A 19612-nucleotide genomic window follows, 5' to 3' on the forward strand; every position below is an offset into this window, starting at 1 on the left:
CCTCAGCGCTCGGCGCCCGTCAGCGCTCGGCGTCCAACGGCTCCAGGTCCTCGTCCTCGTCCAGGTCGAGGTCGTCCAGCTCGTCGGTCTCCGCGGCCTCCTCGCCGTCCTCCGCGTCCTCGTCGTCGAAGACCGCGCTGACGTCGAAGCGGCACACCACCCGCTGCGGATCGACCCCCTCGAAGGGCAGCTCCAGCCACTCCCCGGGCTCGGCGGGCTCGTCCGCGGCGGTCACCCACAGCGTGGAGTCGCCCTCCTCCAGGCCGAACTCCTTGTGCCGGGAGGCGATCTCGTCCGGCTCGAACTCGCCGAACAGGACGCCCAGCGCCCCGTGGATGGTGCCGGCGGCGTCCTCGTCCGCGCCGGGACCGTCGTCGTACTCCGCCGCCTCGACCCGCTGGGCCTGCGCCAGCAGCCGCTGTGGTTCCGCCACGGCGTAGTCGCGACGGATCAGCACACTGATCGCGTTCGGTTCCTCGGGGCCCGCGTACGGGGGCAGCGAGTCGTCCGTACCGGGGATCTCGAAGGGGGTGACTTCGTCGTAGCGGTCGTAGAGAAGCTCGTCGTAGACCTCGGCGGCCGCGGCCAGCTGGTTGAACGCCTCATAGACAGCGGGGTCGTCCTCCCCCGACCTGCGTTCGACCGCGGCCAGATGGCGGTCGAGCGCGGTCTTGACCGCCTCGGCGGCGGCGCGTACCTCGGCAGCGGTGGGCTGCGCAGCATCAGACATAGTGCAGACGCTATCCGTACCGGGCACCAGCCCGCACAATAGATGCGATGCCGGAATACGAATTTGTCGACGTGTACGTACCTCGCGGGGTCTCCCGCAAGGAGGCGACACGTCTACTGACGGACCATGCCGAGTACGGACACTGGGAGTTGGACCGACTGAGCCTCATGCGCGACGGCAGCCGCAGGGTGCGGTTGCGCCGGCGGATCATCCGCCAGGTGCGTGCCACATGGTGAGACTGGCCAGCTGACGGAAGGGGCCCCGCGTCGACGGGGCCCGTCCCGTTCCACGCACCGCCGCCGGTGCGTCACCGTCCGTGCGCTAGGCCGCGGCGCGTGCCTTGCGGTACAGCACCGCGCCCGCGAGCAGCGCGCCGGCGCCGGCCGGGAGCATGAGCCCCAGCGGCAGGTCACTGCCGGTGTGCGCGAGCTGCGCGGCCGTGACGGGCTGACCGACCGAGGCGCTGCCCCCCGGCCCGGTGAGGGGGGAACCGTGCGTGCCGGTCGGGACGGTCCCGTTCCCGGAGTGAGCGGGGGGCGTGCCGGGGTGCCCGCCCGGATTACCAGGCGTTCCCGGGTTCCCGGGCGTTCCGGGATTCCCCGGTGTCCCGGGGTTTCCGGGCGTCCCGGGGTGACCGGGCGTCCCGGGCGGCGTGCTCCCGTGCCCGCCCTGCCCAGGAGGCGTCCCGTGCCCACCGTGCCCGGGAGGCGTCCCGTGACCCCCATGGCCGCCGTGACCTCCATGTCCCCCGTGCCCGCCGTGTCCGGGCGGCTGCGTGGGGTGGCCCCCGCCGGGGTGGCCGGGGTGGCCGGGGTGACCCGGGTAACCAGGATGACCCGGGTGTCCGATGTGTCCGGAACTCCCGTCGTTGGCGCACTCGTTGCCGAGGGCGGAGTTACCGACGCCGATGACGTTGACGCTGTTGCCGCACACGTTGACCGGGACGTCGATCGGCGCCTGCACGGTGTTGCCCGAACCGACACCGGGCGAGCCGCCGGTGTGCCCCCCGGCGTGCGAACCGCCGTGGCCGTCATGGCCGCCGTAGCCGCTGTGGCCGCCGTAGCCGCTGTGGCCGCCCGGGTGGCCGTAGCCCGTCGAAGCACCGCCACCGCCGCCGCGGTTGGCGCATTTGTTGCCCATCGCCGGATTGAGAGCGCCGACGACGTTCACGGTGTTGCCGCAGACGTTCACCGGCGCATGCACCGGCGCCTGCACCGTGTTGCCGGACAGTACGCCCGGTGAGTCGGCGGCCGAGCCGACGGCCCCCGAGTCGGCGTGGGCATAACCGCCCGCCGCGGCGATCACGCCGGTCGCCGCGGCCACTGTCATAAGGCCCTTGCGGGTACCCTGTCGCATTTCTGAATTCCCCCCTGCCTCGGATCCTGACCCTGCATTCCTCGCGGACGTTCATTCGGAAAAGGCCCGCGGAAAAACCGGTCGGCCCCGGAGCACATGGCGCGCGCCCCGGGGCCGACGGAAAGACGCCCCTCAGGGAGTCGGCGTCACTTGTTGATGCAGGTGTTGCCGAAGGCGGGGTTCAGCAGCCCGATCACGGAGATCGTGTTGCCGCAGACGTTCACCGGGACGTGCACGGGAACCTGGATCACGTTGCCGGAGATGACACCCGGGGAACCCACGGCAGCACCCTGGGCACCCGAGTCGGCGACGGCGAGGCCCGCACCCGCGAGAACCAGACCACCGGTGGCGGCAGCGGCAGCGACGACCTTCTTGAGCATTATTCCTCCTAGTTGGCAATGCGACCCCAATCAGCGGATCGCACTCCTTGTAACGAGGAGGGAGTAATGGAGCTACGAGCTTATCGTCGCATTCACTCTTTTCAGTTGACGTCGCACAATCGGTCGAATAGCTGAAGCCACCGCTTCACGACGCGTCGATGAAGCGGTCGAGCACGCGCACGCCGAACTGGAGGCCGTCCACCGGCACCCGCTCGTCCACGCCGTGGAACATGCCGGCGAAGTCCAGCTCCGGCGGCAGCTTGAGCGGCGCGAAGCCGAAGCCGCGGATGCCGAGGTCGTCGAAGGACTTGGCGTCGGTGCCGCCGGAGAGCATGTAGGGGACCGCCTTGGCGGTCGGGTCCTCGGCGAGCAGCGAGGACTGCATGGCCTCCACCAGGGCCCCGTCGAAGCTGGTCTCCAGCGCCTTGTCGGAGTGCACGTCGGCGCGGACCACGTGCGGGCCGAGGAGCCGGTCGAGGTCGGCGAGGAACTCGTCCTCGTGACCGGGCAGGAACCGTCCGTCGATGTGCGCGGTGGCCTCGCCGGGGATGACGTTGACCTTGTAACCGGCGTTCAGCTGGGTGGGGTTGGCGGTGTTGCTGAGCGTCGCGCCGATCAGCTTGGCGATGCCGCCGAGCCGGGCCAGCGTCGACTCCATGTCCTCCGGGTCCAGCTCGGTGCCGAGCGCGTCGCCCAGTTCGTCGAGGAAGGCCCGGGTGGTCTTGGTGACCCGCACCGGGAACCGGTGCCGACCGACCCGGGCGACGGCCTCGGACAGCTCGGTGATCGCGTTGTCGCGGTGGATCATCGAGCCGTGCCCGGCGGTGCCGGCCACCTTCAGCTTCATCCAGTGCATGCCCTTCTCGGCCGTCTGGATGAGGTAGAGCCGGCGCTGCTCGCTCACCGTGAAGGAGAAGCCGCCCACCTCGCTGATCGCCTCGGTGACCCCGTCGAAGAGGTCCGGGTGGTTGTCGACCAGGTGCCGGGCGCCCCAGGTGCCGCCGGCCTCCTCGTCGGCGAGGAAGGCCAGCACGATGTCCCGGGGCGGTTTGCGGCCGCCGCGCAGCCGGTCCCGGACGACCGCCAGGGTCATGGCGTCCATGTCCTTCATGTCGACGGCGCCCCGGCCCCACACGCACCCGTCCGCGATCTCGCCGGAGAAGGGGTGGTGCGTCCAGTCGTCGGCGTTGGCCGGTACGACGTCGAGGTGGCCGTGGATCAGCAGGGCGGGCCTGGACGGGTCCGCGCCCTCGATGCGGGCCACGGTCGAGGCGCGGCCCGGGTGCGACTCGAAGATCTTCGCCTCCAGGCCCACCTCGGCGAGCTTCTCGGCGACCCATTCGGCGGCCTTGCGTTCGCCGGGACCGGAGTGGTCGCCGTAGTTGCTGGTGTCGAACCGGATCAGCTCGCTGCAGAGGTCGGCGACCTCGTCCTCGCCGGTGACGCCCTTGGCCGTGTCCGTCTCGCTCACGCTGGTTCCTCCTGCTGTCACTGCCGGCCGGTCCGTCCCATCCTCTCTCCCTTCCGGCTCCGGCCCCAAGGCCGGTCCCGGCCCGTCACACGCCGTTCACGCCCGGCCGTGCCCGGAACGGGGCGTGATCGGCCACCCCGGAAAGCCTGGTAGTGTTTCCTTCGTCGCCGCGAGGGAAACCCGCACGGAACACTTCGCACGACAGACACCTTGTCCGGGTGGCGGAATGGCAGACGCGCTAGCTTGAGGTGCTAGTGCCCTTTAACGGGCGTGGGGGTTCAAGTCCCCCCTCGGACACCATGAAGGAATCACGAAGAAACCCCTGCTGAGCAGGGGTTTCTTGGTTTTCCGGGGCAGCGGCGCCGGGCGACCACCTCGCGGTGGGCGCCACTCGCTCAGTCGAGGCCGCCTATTCGGCCGTCACCGAGGGCCACGGCGGAGGTGAAGGCGCGGAGCGCGGTGCGGTCCAGCAGGAGCGCGGGCCCATGGGGCCGCTTGCTGTCGCGGACGGCGACCGTCGCCTCGTCGACGATCCCGCATTCCACGCAGTCGGACTGTGATGCGGACGCCGAGGACTTCCACCAGGTCACCGGCAGAGCCGACGCGTCGTCAACGTGCTTCATTCGCTATTCGTTCTTCCTTATCTGGGTGATCAGTTCCACCGACGCCTCGACGGACTCGGCGGCAGACGTGAGGCGTTGCCACGCGGCCCGGTGCGTGGAGACCCGATCACGTTCCTCGATGTACAGGGCGGAGGTCAGCCCTTCCTGGTGGACGACGTCCAGATCGGTGTGCGGACCGAAGCCCAGGATGCTGAAGGTGCCGGTGAGCCCGGCGTGCAGGGGAGCGTCCGATCGCAACACCTGGATGTTGATGTTCGGCCGCCGCCCCATCGTAAGCAGGCGCCCCAACTGCTCGTACATCAGGGCGGGATCCTCGGTGGTGGAGCGCAGCGCCTGTTCGGAGATGATCGCCCAGAGCGCCAGCGGGTCGCTGTCCCGGGTGAGGACGGCCTGGCGTGCCAGCCGTACCTCGACGAGCGCGTCGACCCGTGCCTCGACCGCCTCGGACATGGCGGTCGCCCGGATGATCTCGCGGGCGTACTCGGCGGTCTGGAGCAGTCCGGGGACCATTCCCAACTGCCAGGTGGAGACCGTCTCGGCCTCCGCCTCCAGGCTGATCAGGTCCTCGTACACCGGGGTGAGGACACCCCGGTACGAGTGCCACCAGCCGCGGCGGCCGCCCTCCCTGGTGAGCGTGATCAGGGCCGCGCGCAGCTCGTCGCTGACGTCGCGCCCGAGTCCGGCGTACAGCAGGAGCAGCGCCTGGATGTCCGCTGCCTTGGGGGCGGTCTTGCCGGTCTCCATCCGGGACAGCTTGGAGGAGACGAAGGCGCCCTCGGAGTGCTCGGCGACCTCGTCGAGGGTGAGTTCGCCGCGCAGCTCGCGCAACTTCGCACCGAGCCGTCGCCGGCGCACCGTGGGCGTGCTCACGGCTTCCCCCTTCTCTCCGGCTTCTCTCCGGTGAACTGCCCGACAGTCTGCCCGTGCCGCCCCGACCGCCGCCACCGACTGACGACTTGTGCCGCAACTCTCTCAAAGCGATGCGCAATATTTCACATCTCGTGGGACGTATTGCGATCGACTGTGCCGTGAAGGCACCATGAATCCGGGAAATACGACAGTGACCGCACTCGCATGGCGAACCACCGTGCCTGCGTTGGGACATGCCCGTGAGGGGATGCACATGATCGAACGCCAGCGGAGCACCACGACCGAACCCCGCGCCCTGCAAGTCGCCCCACCGCCGGTCCTGTTACTGGCCAGCGAGCCTCAGTCGGCCAAGGCCGCGCGGCTGTTCGTGAGCGACTTCATCGCGCACCACACCCCGGACGCCTCCCGCGACCACATCGACGCGGTCGCCCTGGTCACCTGCGAACTGGTCACCAACTCCATGCGCTACGAGTCCGATCCGGACGACCCGGTGCGTCTCCTCATCGACACCGACGGCGCCCGGACCCGGGTCGAGGTGCACGACCCGCTGGGCCGCCACCCGCGGCTGCGGCCCATCTCGGTCGAACGGGACCGCGGGCGCGGTCTGCTCATCCTCGACGCGCTGTGCTCGGGCCGCTGGGGCGTGGGCAACCTGCCGTGGGGCAAGTCCATCTGGGCCGAGGTCAGCGCCGTGTGACGGCCGGCCCGCCCTGATGTCTCCCGCACCCCCACGGTGACGGCCGGTTCCGCGGCGATCTCCCCCTCCTCGCCACGGCACCGGCCGTCGCCGTACGGGCCGCCGGACACATGGAGTTGGCCCCTCTCACGCTGTGTGGCCCATCTCTCGTCGATCGCGGAGAATCGCTGGTCAGAGGTTGCTCAAGATTCAAGCGACTGCTCCGAACGGCTGCTCTCGGGTGGCCGTCGGCTGCTCCGGAGCCTAGCGTCGTACTAATATTTCCGGCTTGTTACCCAGCCGGAGCCGGACAACCCCAGGCAGACCTGAGGACCCGCCGGCGCCCCGGAGGGTTCCGGGAACGAGACGCGAGGACCGGATGGCAGCCATTGACGGGAGCAGTGCTCTCGGCCTGCTCGACGATGAGATCCGCGAGGAGTTCGGGAACACGGCGCGATTCTCGGCCGGGGCGGCGGCCTCGCCGCGCACGCTCGTGGACGTGTTCGAAGCCACCGTACGGGCCCACCCCGACGAGCCCGCGCTGGACGACGGCACCGCCCAGCTCACCTACCGCGCGCTCGCCGTGGAGGTGCAGCGGCTGCGCCGGCGGCTCGCCGAGGCCGGGATCGGGCTCGGGGACCGGGTGGGCGTCCGGGTGCCGTCCGGGACCAACGACCTGTACGTCGCCGTGCTCGGGGTGCTCGCGGCCGGTGCCGCCTATGTGCCCGTCGACGCCGAGGACCCGGACGAGCGGGCCGCGCTGGTGTTCGGCGAGGCCGAGGTGGCGGCCGTCCTCGGCGCGGACCTGCGCATCGACGTCCGCCGCGAGTCCGGGAAGCCCGCCGGCCGCCCCGGTACCGAGCACGACGCCTGGATCATCTTCACCTCCGGGTCCACCGGCAGGCCCAAGGGCGTCGCCGTCACCCACCGCAGCGCCGCCGCCTTCGTGGACGCCGAGGCCGCGCTGTTCCTGACCGAGGAGCCGATCGGGCCCGGCGACCGGGTCATGGCGGGCCTCTCCGTGGCCTTCGACGCCTCCTGCGAGGAGATGTGGCTGGCCTGGCGCTACGGCGCCTGCCTGGTGCCCGTGCCGCGCTCCCAGGTGCGCTCCGGCGCCGACCTCGGCCCCTGGCTGGTCGAGCAGGAGATCACCGTCGTCTCGACCGTGCCCACCCTGGCCGCCCTCTGGGAGCCCGAGACCCTCAACGACGTCCGCCTCCTCATCTTCGGCGGCGAGGCCTGCCCGCCCGAGCTGGCGCAGCGGCTGGTGACCGAGGGCCGCGAGGTCTGGAACACGTACGGGCCCACCGAGGCCACCGTCGTCGCCTGTGCCGCCCTGATGAGCGGTGAGGAGCCGATCCGTATCGGGCTGCCGCTGAACGGCTGGGAGCTCGCCGTCGTGGACGACGCGGGCGAGCCCGTGGCGATGGGCGAGAGCGGCCAGCTGGTGATCGGCGGGGTCGGCCTGGCCCGTTACCTGGACGCCGAGAAGGACGCGGAGAAGTACGCGCCCCTGGAGTCGCTGGGCTGGAAGCGCGCGTACCGCAGCGGCGACCTGGTGCGGGCCGACCGCGAGGGGCTGGTCTTCCTCGGGCGCGCCGACGAGCAGATCAAGCTCGGCGGGCGCCGTATCGAGCTGGGCGAGGTCGACGCCGCTCTCCAGGCGCTCCCGGGGGTCGCGGGCGCCGCGGCCGCGGTACGGACCGCCCGCAGCGGCAACCAGCTGCTGGTCGGCTATGTCGTCACCCAGGACGGCTGGGACCACGCGGCCGCCGTCGAGAAGCTGCGCGCCGAACTGCCCGCCGCCCTCGTCCCGCTGCTGGCGCCGGTCGCCGAGCTGCCCACCCGCACCTCCGGCAAGGTCGACCGCAACGCCCTGCCCTGGCCCCTGGAGGGCCTGGAGACCGGCGGCCCGGCCGAGCAGCTGTACGGCACCGAGGCATGGCTCGCCGAGCAGTGGACCGAGGTCCTCGGCATCCCGGTGGGCAGCGCCTCCGACGACTTCTTCGCGATCGGCGGCGGCAGCCTGTCCGCCGCCCAGCTCACCACCCGGCTGCGCACCCGCTACCCCAGCGCGGCCGTCCTCGACATCTACCAGCAGCCGGTGCTGCGCAAGCTGGCCCGCCGGCTGGAGGAGTCCGTGCAGGACGACGGGACGCAGCGCACCATCGCGCCCGTGCCGCGCGGCGCCCAGTTCGTGCAGTTGCTGCTCCTGTTCCCCCTGTTCACCCTCCTCGGGCTGCGCTGGACGGTGGTCCTCGCCGCGCTCGGCAATGTGCTGGGCGGCTACGGCTGGCTGCCCACCGCCCCCTGGTGGCTGGTCGCCGTCGGGGCGGTGGCGCTCTTCACCCCGCCCGGCCGGATCGCGATCGCGGCCGGGGGCGCGCGGCTGCTGCTGCGGGGCGTGAAGCCCGGCAGACACCCCCGCGGCGGCTCCGTCCACCTGCGGCTGTGGACGGCGGAGCGGCTGGCCGAGTTCACCGGGGCGACCACGCTGACCGGGTCCTGGCTGGAGCGGTACGCGCGGGCGCTGGGCGCCAAGATCGGTCCCGAGGTGGACCTGCACTCGCTGCCGCCGGTCACCGGCCTGCTCAGGATCGGGCGGGGTGCGGCCGTGGAGTCCGAGGTGGACCTGTCCGGCTCCTGGCTGGACGGGGACCGGCTGGTGATCGGCCCGGTCCGGATCGGCGCCCACGCGGTCGTCGGCACGCGCAGCATGCTCTTCCCGGGCGCCCGCGTCGGCAAGCGCGCCGAGGTGGCCCCCGGCTCCGCGGTCACCGGACAGATCCCGACCGGCCAGCGCTGGGCCGGTGCCCCGGCGGTCAAGCTGGGCAAGGCCAAGCGGAACTGGCCCAAGCAGCGGCCGCAGCGCGGCACGTACTGGCGGGTGATGTACGGCCTGACGGGCCTCGGGCTCAGTGCGCTGCCGGTGCTGGCGGGCGGCGCCGCGCTGCTGGTCGCCGGGCGTTTCGTGGCCCCGGGCGACGGTCTGGCCGCGGCCCTGCGGGGCGCGGCGGCCGCCCTGGTCCCGGCGACGCTGGCGTTCGGGCTGGCGTACGCCCTGCTGATCCTCGTCTCGGTACGGCTGCTGAGCCTGGGGCTGCGTACCGGCACCTACCCGACGCACAGCCGGACCGGCTGGCAGGCGTGGACGGTGTCGCAGCTGATGGACCGGTCCCGCGAGACCCTGTTCCCGATGTACGCCGGGCTGATCACGCCGGTGTGGCTGCGGCTGCTGGGGATGCGGATCGGCAAGGGCGCCGAGGTGTCGACCGTGCTCGCGCTGCCGAGCCTGACGACGGTCGGCGAGGGCGCGTTCCTGGCCGACGACACGCTGACCGCGCCGTACGAGCTGGGCGGCGGCTATGTACGGATCGGGCGCGCGGAGATCGGGCGGCGGGCGTTCCTCGGCAACTCCGGGATGACCGCGCCGGGCCGCAGCGTGCCGGACGGCGGTCTGGTGGGCGTGCTGTCGGCGACGCCGAAGAAGGCCAAGAAGGGCACCTCGTACCTGGGGCTGCCGCCGGTGAAGCTGCCGCGCAGCGCGGCCGACGGCGACCAGAGCCGGACGTACGAGCCGCCGGCGCGGATGCTGTGGGCGCGGGCCCTGGTGGAGACGTGCCGGATCGTGCCGGTGCTGTGCTCGGTGGCGCTGGCCGGGCTGACGGTGGCCGCGCTGTGCGCGCTCGGTGTCTGGGCGCCGCTGCTGTCCGGCCTGGTGCTGCTCGGTGCCGGCGCGGTCGCGGGCCTGGTCTCCGTGCTGGCCAAGTGGGTGCTGGTCGGGCGGCACCGCAGCGGGGAGCACCCGCTGTGGAGCTCGTTCGTGTGGCGCAACGAGCTGGCGGACACCTTCGTGGAGGTGCTCGCGGTGCCGTGGCTGGCCGGCTCGGTTCCGGGTACACCCTTGATGACGGCCTGGCTGCGCGGCCTCGGCGCGCGCATCGGAAAGGGCGTCTGGGTGGAGAGCTACTGGCTTCCGGAGACGGATCTGGTGACGCTGGAGGACGCGGCCACGGTGAACCGCGGCTGTGTGCTGCAGACTCACCTCTTCCACGACCGGATCTTGCGGACGGATACTGTTGTTCTCCGTGAGGGCGCCACACTGGGTCCTGGCGGGATCGTGCTGCCCGGCAGCACGGTCGGGGCCCGTACGACCCTGGGGCCCGCGTCGCTCGTCATGGCGGCGGAGTCGGTTCCCGACGACACCCGCTGGCTCGGCAACCCGATCGAGGCATGGCGTCCCTGAGCGCGGGCCGTCCGGTGGTGGCCGCGGGCATCGGGGCACCGAGAGACGGTTCGAGCACAGCGCAGGGAGCGAACGCGGAAGTGGCAGTGCAGCAGGCAGCAGGTCCGGACCCGTACTTCCCGGACAACGGCGATCCCCGGTACCGGGTGCATCGCTATGAGCTCACGCTGGACTACCGGCCAGGACCCAACCGCCTGGCCGGCATGGCCCGGATCAACGCGATCGCGGGCCGGGCCGCGCTGCCCGAGTTCCAGCTGAACCTGGCGGACTTCAAGATCGGCCGGATCCGGGTGGACGGCCGCCAGCCGCACTGGACGCACCGGGGCGGCAGGCTGCGGATCAAGCCCGCGAAGCCGCTGCGCGCCGGGGCCGCCTTCACCGTGGAGATCCACTGGTCCGGCAACCCGAAGCCGGTGAACAGCCCGTGGGGCGGGATCGGCTGGGAGGAGCTGACCGACGGTGCGCTGGTGGCCAGCCAGCCGACCGGCGCGCCCTCCTGGTTCCCGTGCAACGACCGGCCGGCCGACAAGGCGTCCTACCTGCTCTCGATCACCTGCCCGTCGGCGTACTCGGTGGTGGCCGGCGGCCGGCTGCTCACCCGTACCACCAAGGCGTCCACGACGACCTGGGTGTACGAGCAGGCGTCGCCGACGTCGAGCTATCTGGTGAGTCTCGCGATCGGCAAGTTCCAGACCGTGCTGCTGGGCGACCCGGGCTTCGGCGGGGTGCCGATGCACGGGCACATACCGGCGCATCTGCTCCCGGAGTTCTCCCGGGACTTCGCGCGGCAGCCCGCGATGATGGACCTGTTCCAACGGCTCTTCGGGCCCTACCCGTTCGACGAGTACGCGGTGGTCGTCGCCGACGAGGAGTTCGATGTCCCCGTCGAGGCCCAGGGGTTGTCGCTGTTCGGCGTCAACCACGTGGACGGGGCCCGGGGTTCGGAACGGCTGGTGGCGCATGAACTCGCCCACCAGTGGTTCGGCAACAGCGTGTCCATCGCCGACTGGCGGCACATCTGGCTGAACGAGGGGCTCGCCAAGTACGCGGAGTGGCTGTGGTCGGAGCGCTCCGGCGGCCGCAGCGCCCAGCAACTGGCGGCCACCGCCCACCGGTTGCTGTCCGGACTGCCGCAGGACATCCGGATCGCCGCCCCGGGCAGGAAGTCGATGTTCGACGACCGGCTCTACGAGCGGGGCGGTGTCGCGATCCACGCGATCCGCTGCGCGCTCGGCGACGAGCGGTTCTTCCACATGCTGCGGGCGTGGGCGGGGCTGCACCGGGGCGGGTCCGTGACGACGGCGACGTTCACGGCCCACGTCAACCGCTTCGCGGACGAGCCGCTGGACGGCCTGTTCGACGCCTGGGTGCACCGCGCGGCGCTGCCCGCGCTGCCCGCCCCGGTCGTCCCGGCCCGCCCGGCCCAGCCGCCCACCAGCGCCGAGTCGGCGTAGGAAGGCCGACCCGTGACACCGAAGCGCCCCCGGCTGCAGCGTGCCGCCGCCTCCTGCCCGTGCGGTCTCCCGGAGCCGTACGAGAGGTGTTGTGCCCGGTTCCACCGGGGTGAGGCGGCGGCGCCCACGGCCGAGACGCTGATGCGCTCGCGCTACAGCGCCTTCGTGAAGCGTGACGAGCCGTATCTGCTGCGTACCTGGCATCCCCGGACCCGCCCGCCCCGCCTCGACCTCGACCCCGCGATGCGGTGGACCGGCCTGGAGATCCTGGCGACGGCCGACGGCTCGGCCTTCCACACCACCGGCACGGTGACCTTCCGGGCGTCCTTCAGGGGCGGTTCGCTGCACGAGCGCAGCCGGTTCGAGCGGGTCGAGGGCGCCTGGGTGTATCTGGACGGGGAGTTCCTGGACTAGGGCGCCAGGACGTCCAGTTCCTGGAGGGCGCCCGTGGTGATCTCCCGGGTCAGCCGTTCCGCGCGGGGCGCGTCGCCCTCGCGCACCGCCTCCGCGACCTGGACGTGCAGGGTGACGGCGGCCGGATCGGGGTCCTCGAACATCACCTCGTGGTGGGTACGGCCGGTGAGGACCTCGGCCACCACGTCGCCGAGCCGGGCGAACATCTCGTTGCCGGACGCCGCCAGGATCACCCGGTGGAAGGCCACGTCGTGGACCAGGTACTCCTCCAGCTCGTGGCCGCGCGAATGGGCCACCATGCCGAGCGCGCACTCGGTGAGCTCGGCGCACTGCGCGGCCGTGGCGTGCCGCGCCGTCAGACCGGCCGCCACCGGCTCGATCGCCGAGCGCAGCACGGTGAGCGAGCGCAGCTGGTGCGGACGGTCGGCGCCGGCCAGGCGCCAGCGGATGACCTGCGGGTCGTAGACGTTCCACGCGGCCTTGGGGCGGACGGTGACGCCCACCCGGCGGCGGGACTCGACCAGGTGCATGGATTCGAGGACCCGGACCGCCTCGCGCATCACGGAGCGTGACACCTGGAAGTGCTGGGCCAGCTCGTCCGTGCGCAGGACGCTCCCCGGCGGGTACTCGCCCGCGGTGATGGCGGGGCCGAGGGTGTCCAGTACTCGGCCGTGCAGACCCCGGCCCGGTGTGCTCATGCACTCAGCGTACCGAGCGGATCACTGAGCCAAAAAGTCAGACTTATATGTCACAGACTCTTGAATTAGTCGTACCTAATAGGTTTCAGTGTGGCGACAACGAGACCTCCGAAGCAGACAGCGAGGCAGTGATGCGGACCCCGCACGTCGTCGTGGTGATGGGCGTCGCCGGCACGGGCAAGACCACGATCGGTCCCCTGCTCGCCGCCCGGCTCGGCGTCCCGTACGCCGAGGGCGACGACTTCCACCCGCCGGCCAACATCGCCAAGATGTCGGCCGGTCACCCGCTCGACGACGCCGACCGGTGGCCGTGGCTGGACGCCATCGGTTCCTGGGCGCACGGGCGGGAGGGGCTGGGCGGGGTCGTCAGCGGCTCCGCGCTGAAGCGGTCCTACCGTGACCGGCTGCGGGCCGCGGCCCCCGGCGTCGTGTTCCTGCACCTGACCGGCGACCGGCACCTCATCGAGGACCGGATGTCACGCCGGCAGGGCCACTTCATGCCGACCGCGCTGCTGGACTCCCAGTTCGCCACGCTCCAGCCGCTGGGCGCGGACGAGGCCGGCGTCGCCGTGGACGTCTCGGGCACCCCCGCGGAGATCACCGCACGGGCCGTACGGGCCCTGGACACGCTGCCCGACCCCGCTCCGCAGCGGTAGCTCGCTCCTTCTTCCCTCTTTCCTCATCCCCTCACCGCAAGGGACCCCCGTGACCGGACTCAGCGTCGAGATGCTGGCAGCGGACGCCGTCGCGCCCATCACCTCGGCCGGACATGCCAGGCTCGGCATCGCCGTGCTCGTGGGCATCGCCGTCATCGTCCTGCTCATCACCAAGTTCAAGCTCCACGCCTTCCTGGCGCTGACCATCGGCTCGCTCACGCTCGGCGCGCTCGCCGGGGCGCCGCTCGACAAGGTCATCACCAGCTTCACCACCGGGCTCGGCACCACCGTGGCCGGCGTGGGTGTCCTGATCGCGCTCGGGGCGATCCTGGGCAGGCTGCTGGCGGACTCCGGGGGCGCCGATCAGATCGTCGACACGATCCTCGCGAAGGCCGGCGGGCGGGCGATGCCCTGGGCGATGGTGCTGATCGCCTCCGTGGTCGGGCTGCCGCTGTTCTTCGAGGTCGGCATCGTGCTGCTCATCCCGGTGGTGCTGATGGTCGCCCGCCGCGGCAACTACTCGCTGATGCGCATCGGCATCCCGGCCCTCGCCGGTCTGTCCGTGATGCACGGGCTGGTGCCGCCGCACCCCGGCCCGCTGGTCGCGATCGACGCGGTGCACGCAAACCTGGGCGTGACCCTGGCGCTCGGCGTACTGGTCGCCGTCCCGACCGTGATCATCGCCGGTCCGCTGTTCTCGAAGGTCGCAGCCCGCTGGGTGGACGTGCAGGCGCCCGACCGGATGCTCCCGCAGCGGCCGTCCGAGGAGCTGGAGCACCGCCCCGGCTTCGGCGCCACCCTCGCCACCATCCTGCTGCCGGTCGTCCTGATGCTGGCCAAGGCGCTGGTCGACATAGTCGTCGACGACCCCGCCCACACCGTCCAGCGGGTCTTCGACGTCATCGGCTCCCCGCTGATCGCCCTGCTCGCGGCCGTGATCGTGGGCATGTTCACGCTGGGCCGGCCGGCCGGGTTCTCGCGGGAGCGGATCTCGCAGACCGTCGAGAAGGGCCTCCTGCCCATCGCGGGCATCCTCCTCATCGTCGGCGCGGGCGGCGGCTTCAAGCAGACGCTGATCGACTGCGGTGTCGGCCGGATGATCCTGGAGATATCCAGGGACTGGTCGATCCCGGCCCTGCTGCTGGCCTGGCTGATCGCGGTCGCGATCCGGCTCGCGACCGGCTCCGCGACGGTCGCCACGGTGTCGGCGGCGGGTCTGGTCGCTCCCCTGGCGGCCGACATGTCGACGACCCACACGGCGCTCCTGGTACTGGCCATCGGCGCGGGCTCGCTGTTCTTCAGCCATGTCAACGACGCGGGGTTCTGGCTGGTGAAGGAGTACTTCGGCCTGACCGTCGGCCAGACCCTCAAGACCTGGTCCGTCATGGAGACGATCATCTCGGTGGTCGGCGGCGGCCTGGTCCTGCTGCTGTCCCTGGTGATCTAGAAGCGGTCGGAGTCCGACGATGCGCCCGCTACGGCACCGCCGGCCTCCACCATCCCGGCCGATCACCGCCACGGCGGGATGAGAGGCCGGCGACTTCCGCGGTTTCCCCCGCGCCGTCCCCTCCCCACCGCAACACCGAACGGCCGCCGCAGTCCCCCTCCGCCGCGACGGCGGTCAGCCACGGTGGCGGGATCCGGCGGTGGCCGGTTCGGCGTCGGAGTGCGTTCGGTGGGGCCGGTGGGCGGCTACGGTCGCCACAGGGGGTGCTCGCGTTTGGCCCAGTCTCGGCTCACCGTGCCCGTGCGCAGGCCGCGGCGGGCCTCCGGGTCGCCCAGGGCCATGCCGATGTGGCCGGCCAGGACGATGCCGATGGTGAGGGCCAGCCAGTCGTGGACGAAGGTGGCCGAGGTGCGCCACATCAGTGGGGTGAGGTGGGTGAACCACATGAGCAGGCCGGTGCCGAGCATCACGAGGCTCGCGCCGGCGATCCAGTTCGCGTAGATCTTCTGGCCGGCGTTGAACTTGCCCGCCGGGCGGGAGGACCGGCGCCGGTCGCGGCTCAGGGCGGCGTGCAGCCAGATCCGGTCGTGCGGGCCGAAGCGGTTCAGGAAGCCCAGGTCCCGGCGGAAGGCGCGGGAGGCGAGGCCGAGGAGGACCGGGACGGGGAGGGCGAGGCCCGCGCACTCGTGGATGCGGACGACCAGTTCACGGCGGCCGACGAGGACCGCCAGCTGCGGGATGTAGAGGCAGGCGGCTGTCGCGACGCAGATCCCCATCAGCAGCGCCGTACCGCGGTGGACCCAGCGCGCGGCGGCGGTGAAGCGGCGCAGCCGGTCCGTGGCGGCCGGGGCCTCAGCTCGTAGGCTCATCGTCACGTCCGTTCGAGCGGCCGACCCAGGCGTCCACGTCGTAGCCCAGCTTCTCCCAGTAACCCGGTTCGACCTTGTCGCCGACCGTGATCCCGGAGAGCCACTTGGCCGATTTGTAGAAGTACATGGGGGCGACGTAGAGACGGACCGGGCCGCCGTGGTCGTGGGTGATGGGCTTGTTCTGCATGCGCAGCGCGACCAGGACGTCCGGCCGGCGGGCCTGGTCGAGGGTGAGGCTCTCGGTGTACGCGCCGTCGAAGCAGGTGAAGTGGATCGCCTTGGCCGAGTCCCGGACGCCCGCCAGGTCCAGCAGGTGCGAGAGCCGGACGCCTTCGAAGGGCGTGTCGGGGACCCGCCAGCCGGTCACGCACTGGACGTCCTTGACCAGCTTGGTCTGCGGCAGGGCGCGCAGGTCGGCCAGGGTGTACGTGCCCGGCCTGTCGACCAGCCCGTCGATCTTCAGCTGGTAGTCGGCGGCGGTCCTGTCCGGCACCGACCCGGTCACCGAGTAGTAGCGGAAGCCGCCGCCGTTCGGGAGCAGTCCGGTCAGGCCCGTGGGGTCCTTGCCGGAGAAGGCCCCGAGGACCGACTCGGTGACGCGTTGCAGCACCGGCGCGGTCACCAGGCCGAGCGCGCCGAGGCCGATGGTGCCGAGGAACACCCGGCGGCCGACCGGACTGCCCTCCTCGGTGTGCCGCGGTGCCTCGGGTTGTTCAGAGTTCACGTACTCATTCGAACACCATCCGGGCGGGCTCGGCCACGAAATCCGGCGGCCGTAAGGAATCCACAACCTCTTCTCATCAAACGCCCCTCAGCCTCCCAGCACCCGCTCCCGGGCCGCCCGGAACGCCTCGCACGGGTCGCGGTCCGGGTAGGACCAGGGTGCCGGGGTGGCATGGCGGCCGATGCGCTGGAAGAGGGCCGCGGCCTCGGCGTACCGGCCGGCGCCGAAGGTGGCGTGGGCGAGGTGGTTGAGGTCGATGTGGCGCCGGGGATGCTCCTCGATCCCCCACTCCAGCCACCAGTCGAAGGCGGCCCCCAGGGCGCGCAGCGCGGCCGGGTCGGTCCAGTGCCCGGCGGCGGCCGGGTCGGCGGGGGCCTGGCCGGTGGCGGCCAGCACCCGGTGGCGTTCGGCGTACGCGACGACCGGCAGGACGGCGAGCGGGGAGTCGGCCGGGGCCTCGGCCGCCGCGCGTTCCGCGAAGGCGTGCAGCTCGTACGCGCCGCGGGTCTCGGTCTCCGCGATCCGGGCCGCCATCAGGTGATGGGCGTGATGGTGCTCGGGATGGCGGCGGCGCACCTCGGCGAAGGTGCGGCGCGTCTCCTCGTCGGTGCCCAGGTAGCGGGCCAGCAGGAGCAGGCCGAGCCACGGGGTGGGGTCGGCGGGGGCGAGCGCGGCGGCGCCGGCGCAGGCCTCGTGGGCCCGCACCGGGTCCTCCTTGCCGCGCAGGGCGCGCCGGGCCAGGGTCAGGGCGTACAGGGTGGCGGCGTCGGCCGAGCCGGGCTCGGCGAGCAGCCACTCGCGGGCCCAGGCGACGGCGTAGGGCTCACGGGCCAGGACGGTCGCCCGGTGGCCCCGGCGGTCCCAGTCCTCACCCGTATGGAGCAACAGGGAGCGGGCGGGCTGCCAGCGCCCCTGGGCCAACGCGGCCCGCGCGGAGATGAGTTCGGCGTCGCCGAGGGCGTCGTCGGGACAGTGCTCGCACCTGGGGTGCGCTGCCGCGCGGGGACCTGAGGCGGCGGCCGGGGCTGGGACCGAGACGGCCTGGCCTGGGCCTAAGAGGGGCGGGGTTGGGGGCACCGCGGAACTTCCTGGTTGTCGGGCTGCCATCGGCCGATCACGCACAGCAAACCCGCAGCCAAGACTTTGCGTCAAGCCGAACGGGGCTGGTACTCCGTTCAACTACCTTGCGTAGAGAGGAACTTGACGCGCGCCGGGGCCGGGTTGGCGTACCGTGGCCGCAGGGCATCCGGTTCCGGTTGTGGCGTACGCCATGGCGCCGGTCGCCCGGGCGTCGGACCATGGCCGTAGGGTCCCGCCGCCGCCCCGATCCGCCCACCGTGATCGACCCGGGCGGCGTGACCGAGTCAACCGCCCGGTTCCGGGTACTCCGGAGCAATCCCCATCCGGGAGCGCTACAGTCGGCCACTACGCACTCCGTAACCCGGCCGCAGATCGAGGTACGCAGCGTGTCCGTTCTGGTTCTGATTCTCGCCGTGAGCGCGGCCTGTTGCCTGGGCTTCGGGTTCGTGCTCCAGCAGAACGTCGCCCAGAAGGCACCGCTCAGCGACTTCCTGTCGCCGCGGCTGCTGCTCGACCTGATGAGGGTGCCGCGCTGGCTCGGCGGTATCGGCCTGATGGTGGCCGGCATGGTCCTCGGCGCGATCGCCCTCGGCAAGGGCGAGATCTCCCTCGTCGAGCCGCTGCTCGCGACGAACCTCCTGTTCGCCCTCGCGCTCTCCCGGCACCAGACCAAGCACCCCCTCAGCCACCAGGGCTGGGCGGGCCTCATCCTGCTCGCGGGCGGGGTGACCACGTTCATCCTGGCCGGCCAGCCGCGCGGTGGCGACGCCGTGACCAACCCGGCACGGCACTGGCTGATCATCGGCGTGATGGTGGGCGTGGCCCTGCTGCTCACGACCTACGCCAAGCGGTCCCGCCTCAGCTCGGGCCCCACCCTGCTCGCCCTCGCCGCCGGGCTGCTCTACGGCGTCCAGGACGCGCTGACCCGGGTCACCGGCACCCGCTTCTCCGAGGGCGGCATCATGGAGGTCCTGACCGGCTGGCAGCCGTACGGTGTGCTGGTCCTCGGGGTCACCGGGCTGATCCTCGTGCAGAGCGCGTTCGAGACGGCGGAGCTGCGCAACTCGCTGCCCGCGCTCACCGCCGCCCAGCCGCTCGCCGGGATCCTCTGCGGGGTCGGCTTCCTCGGGGACCGGCTGCGCACCGACACCGGGGCACTGGCCTGGGAGGCGGCCGGGCTCGCGGCGATCGTGGCGGGCATCGTGCTGCTCGGGCTGCATCCCGCGATGCCGCGCGGTACGGCGCCGAAGGAGCCCTCGCTGAACCTCCAGCCGCGCTGACGCCGACGGGCGCCCGCCTGCTTGGATGGCGGCATGAGCGCTGCTGACGAGATCCTCGACATCGTCGACGAGCACGACCAGGTGATCGGCACGTCCCCGCGCGGCGAGGCGTACGCCCGGGGCCTGCGCCACCGCTGCGTCTTCATCCGGGCCCGCGACGCCGCCGGCCGCGTCTTCGTGCACCGCCGCACCCCGACCAAGCTGGTCTTCCCCTCCCTGTACGACATGTTCGTCGGGGGTGTGGTGGGGGCGGGCGAGTCCTACGACGACGCGGCCCTGCGGGAGGCCGAGGAGGAACTGGGCGTCAGCGGTCTCCCCCGGCCGACGTTCCTCTTCAAGTTCCTGTACGACGACGGCGCCGGGCAGAGCTGGTGGTCGGCGGTGTACGAGGTGCGCTGCGAGCTGCCGGTGCGGCCGCAGGTGGAGGAGGTGGCCTGGCACGACTTCCTGAGCGAGGAGGAGCTGTCCGCTCGCCTCGGGGAGTGGGAGTGGGTGCCGGACGGGCTGGCGGCGTGGGAGCGGCTGCGGGAGTGGCGGGGCTGAGGCGGGGGGACGCTTACCGGCGCCGGCAGGGTGCCGCTGCGCCCACCCGTGCCGCCCTGCGGCACGCCTGCCCGCAGCCGAGTCGCCCCGTAAGG

19 protein-coding genes and 1 tRNA gene are annotated in these 19612 nt (G+C 72.1%); 10 read left to right on the forward strand and 10 right to left on the reverse strand.

Going from position 1 to position 19612, the window contains the following annotated elements; genetic code table 11:
- Positions 1 to 19: 19 nt before the first annotated feature.
- Positions 20 to 730 carry a hypothetical protein gene (locus IEZ11_RS23555; RefSeq protein ID WP_189264827.1) on the reverse strand — a complete coding sequence of 237 codons (711 nt, stop codon included), beginning with the start codon at positions 728 to 730 and terminating at the stop codon, positions 20 to 22.
- Positions 731 to 777: 47 nt separating this feature from the next.
- Between IEZ11_RS23555 and IEZ11_RS23560 the strand changes: the two genes are divergently transcribed.
- On the forward strand, positions 778 to 966 hold the full coding sequence (locus IEZ11_RS23560; protein ID WP_046732800.1) for a DUF5703 family protein: 189 nt from the start codon (positions 778 to 780) through the stop codon (positions 964 to 966).
- Between the two features lie 85 nt (positions 967 to 1051).
- Here IEZ11_RS23560 and IEZ11_RS52240 read toward each other — a convergent pair whose 3' ends face one another.
- From IEZ11_RS52240 to IEZ11_RS23575, 3 genes are all read right to left on the reverse strand, one after another.
- Positions 1052 to 2086 (reverse strand): chaplin, encoded by a 1035-nt coding sequence (locus IEZ11_RS52240; protein ID WP_189264828.1) that lies wholly within the window; start codon positions 2084 to 2086, stop codon positions 1052 to 1054.
- 146 nt (positions 2087 to 2232) lie between these two features.
- On the reverse strand, positions 2233 to 2466 hold the full coding sequence (chpH, locus tag IEZ11_RS23570; protein ID WP_046732802.1) for a chaplin ChpH: 234 nt from the start codon (positions 2464 to 2466) through the stop codon (positions 2233 to 2235).
- Between the two features lie 145 nt (positions 2467 to 2611).
- The gene (locus IEZ11_RS23575) at positions 2612 to 3937 is read right to left on the reverse strand and encodes a M20/M25/M40 family metallo-hydrolase (protein WP_189264829.1); all 1326 of its coding nucleotides are present in this window, start codon (positions 3935 to 3937) and stop codon (positions 2612 to 2614) included.
- Between the two features lie 212 nt (positions 3938 to 4149).
- Between IEZ11_RS23575 and IEZ11_RS23580 the strand changes: the two genes are divergently transcribed.
- Positions 4150 to 4237 (forward strand) — tRNA-Leu (locus IEZ11_RS23580).
- A 95-nt stretch (positions 4238 to 4332) separates the two neighbouring features.
- On the opposite strand, the gene IEZ11_RS23585 is transcribed toward IEZ11_RS23580, so the two are convergent.
- Both IEZ11_RS23585 and IEZ11_RS23590 read right to left on the reverse strand, forming a co-directional pair.
- Complete coding sequence (locus IEZ11_RS23585) at positions 4333 to 4560, reverse strand: DUF397 domain-containing protein (RefSeq protein ID WP_189264830.1); 228 nt, start codon at positions 4558 to 4560, stop codon at positions 4333 to 4335.
- Between the two features lie 3 nt (positions 4561 to 4563).
- Complete coding sequence (locus IEZ11_RS23590) at positions 4564 to 5430, reverse strand: DUF5753 domain-containing protein (protein ID WP_189264831.1); 867 nt, start codon at positions 5428 to 5430, stop codon at positions 4564 to 4566.
- A 253-nt stretch (positions 5431 to 5683) separates the two neighbouring features.
- Here IEZ11_RS23590 and IEZ11_RS23595 point away from each other — a divergent pair, with 253 nt between their 5' ends.
- From IEZ11_RS23595 to IEZ11_RS23610, 4 genes are all read left to right on the forward strand, one after another.
- Complete coding sequence (locus IEZ11_RS23595) at positions 5684 to 6127, forward strand: ATP-binding protein (RefSeq protein ID WP_189264832.1); 444 nt, start codon at positions 5684 to 5686, stop codon at positions 6125 to 6127.
- A 358-nt stretch (positions 6128 to 6485) separates the two neighbouring features.
- Positions 6486 to 10352 carry a Pls/PosA family non-ribosomal peptide synthetase gene (locus IEZ11_RS23600; RefSeq protein ID WP_189264833.1) on the forward strand — a complete coding sequence of 1289 codons (3867 nt, stop codon included), beginning with the start codon at positions 6486 to 6488 and terminating at the stop codon, positions 10350 to 10352.
- A gap of 80 nt (positions 10353 to 10432) precedes the next feature.
- A complete protein-coding gene (locus tag IEZ11_RS23605) occupies positions 10433 to 11806 on the forward strand; it encodes a M1 family metallopeptidase (RefSeq protein WP_189264834.1) in 1374 nt (457 codons plus the stop codon).
- A 12-nt stretch (positions 11807 to 11818) separates the two neighbouring features.
- Entirely contained in the window at positions 11819 to 12220 is a 402-nt protein-coding gene (locus IEZ11_RS23610) for a YchJ family protein (RefSeq protein ID WP_229713301.1), read from the forward strand.
- Here the strand turns inward: IEZ11_RS23610 and IEZ11_RS23615 are convergent.
- A complete protein-coding gene (locus IEZ11_RS23615; RefSeq protein ID WP_189264835.1) occupies positions 12217 to 12918 on the reverse strand; it encodes a FadR/GntR family transcriptional regulator in 702 nt (233 codons plus the stop codon). The genes IEZ11_RS23610 and IEZ11_RS23615 overlap by 4 nt on opposite strands.
- 131 nt (positions 12919 to 13049) lie before the next feature.
- On the opposite strand from IEZ11_RS23615, the gene IEZ11_RS23620 reads away from it, so the two are divergent.
- Positions 13050 to 13574 carry a gluconokinase gene (locus tag IEZ11_RS23620; protein WP_189264836.1) on the forward strand — a complete coding sequence of 175 codons (525 nt, stop codon included), beginning with the start codon at positions 13050 to 13052 and terminating at the stop codon, positions 13572 to 13574.
- Positions 13575 to 13623: 49 nt separating this feature from the next.
- Positions 13624 to 15021, forward strand: a complete 1398-nt coding sequence (locus IEZ11_RS23625; RefSeq protein WP_189264837.1) for a GntT/GntP/DsdX family permease — start codon at positions 13624 to 13626, stop codon at positions 15019 to 15021.
- 245 nt (positions 15022 to 15266) lie between these two features.
- Here IEZ11_RS23625 and IEZ11_RS23630 read toward each other — a convergent pair whose 3' ends face one another.
- The 3 genes from IEZ11_RS23630 to IEZ11_RS23640 all read right to left on the reverse strand — a co-directional run bounded on the left by IEZ11_RS23630 (position 15267) and on the right by IEZ11_RS23640 (position 17691).
- The gene (locus IEZ11_RS23630; protein WP_189264838.1) at positions 15267 to 15890 is read right to left on the reverse strand and encodes a cytochrome b/b6 domain-containing protein; all 624 of its coding nucleotides are present in this window, start codon (positions 15888 to 15890) and stop codon (positions 15267 to 15269) included.
- Complete coding sequence (locus IEZ11_RS23635) at positions 15874 to 16614, reverse strand: molybdopterin-dependent oxidoreductase (RefSeq protein ID WP_189264839.1); 741 nt, start codon at positions 16612 to 16614, stop codon at positions 15874 to 15876. The genes IEZ11_RS23630 and IEZ11_RS23635 overlap by 17 nt, the downstream gene beginning before the upstream one ends.
- An 87-nt stretch (positions 16615 to 16701) precedes the next feature.
- Entirely contained in the window at positions 16702 to 17691 is a 990-nt protein-coding gene (locus tag IEZ11_RS23640; protein ID WP_189264840.1) for a hypothetical protein, read from the reverse strand.
- Between the two features lie 389 nt (positions 17692 to 18080).
- On the opposite strand from IEZ11_RS23640, the gene IEZ11_RS23645 reads away from it, so the two are divergent.
- Both IEZ11_RS23645 and IEZ11_RS23650 read left to right on the forward strand, forming a co-directional pair.
- The gene (locus tag IEZ11_RS23645; RefSeq protein WP_189264841.1) at positions 18081 to 18974 is read left to right on the forward strand and encodes a DMT family transporter; all 894 of its coding nucleotides are present in this window, start codon (positions 18081 to 18083) and stop codon (positions 18972 to 18974) included.
- Between the two features lie 33 nt (positions 18975 to 19007).
- Complete coding sequence (locus tag IEZ11_RS23650; RefSeq protein ID WP_189264842.1) at positions 19008 to 19517, forward strand: NUDIX hydrolase; 510 nt, start codon at positions 19008 to 19010, stop codon at positions 19515 to 19517.
- Positions 19518 to 19612 lie beyond the last annotated feature (95 nt).

The sequence above is a fragment of the Streptomyces fuscichromogenes genome (genome assembly GCF_014645815.1).
GTDB classification, from domain to species: Bacteria; Actinomycetota; Actinomycetes; order Streptomycetales; family Streptomycetaceae; genus Streptomyces; species Streptomyces fuscichromogenes.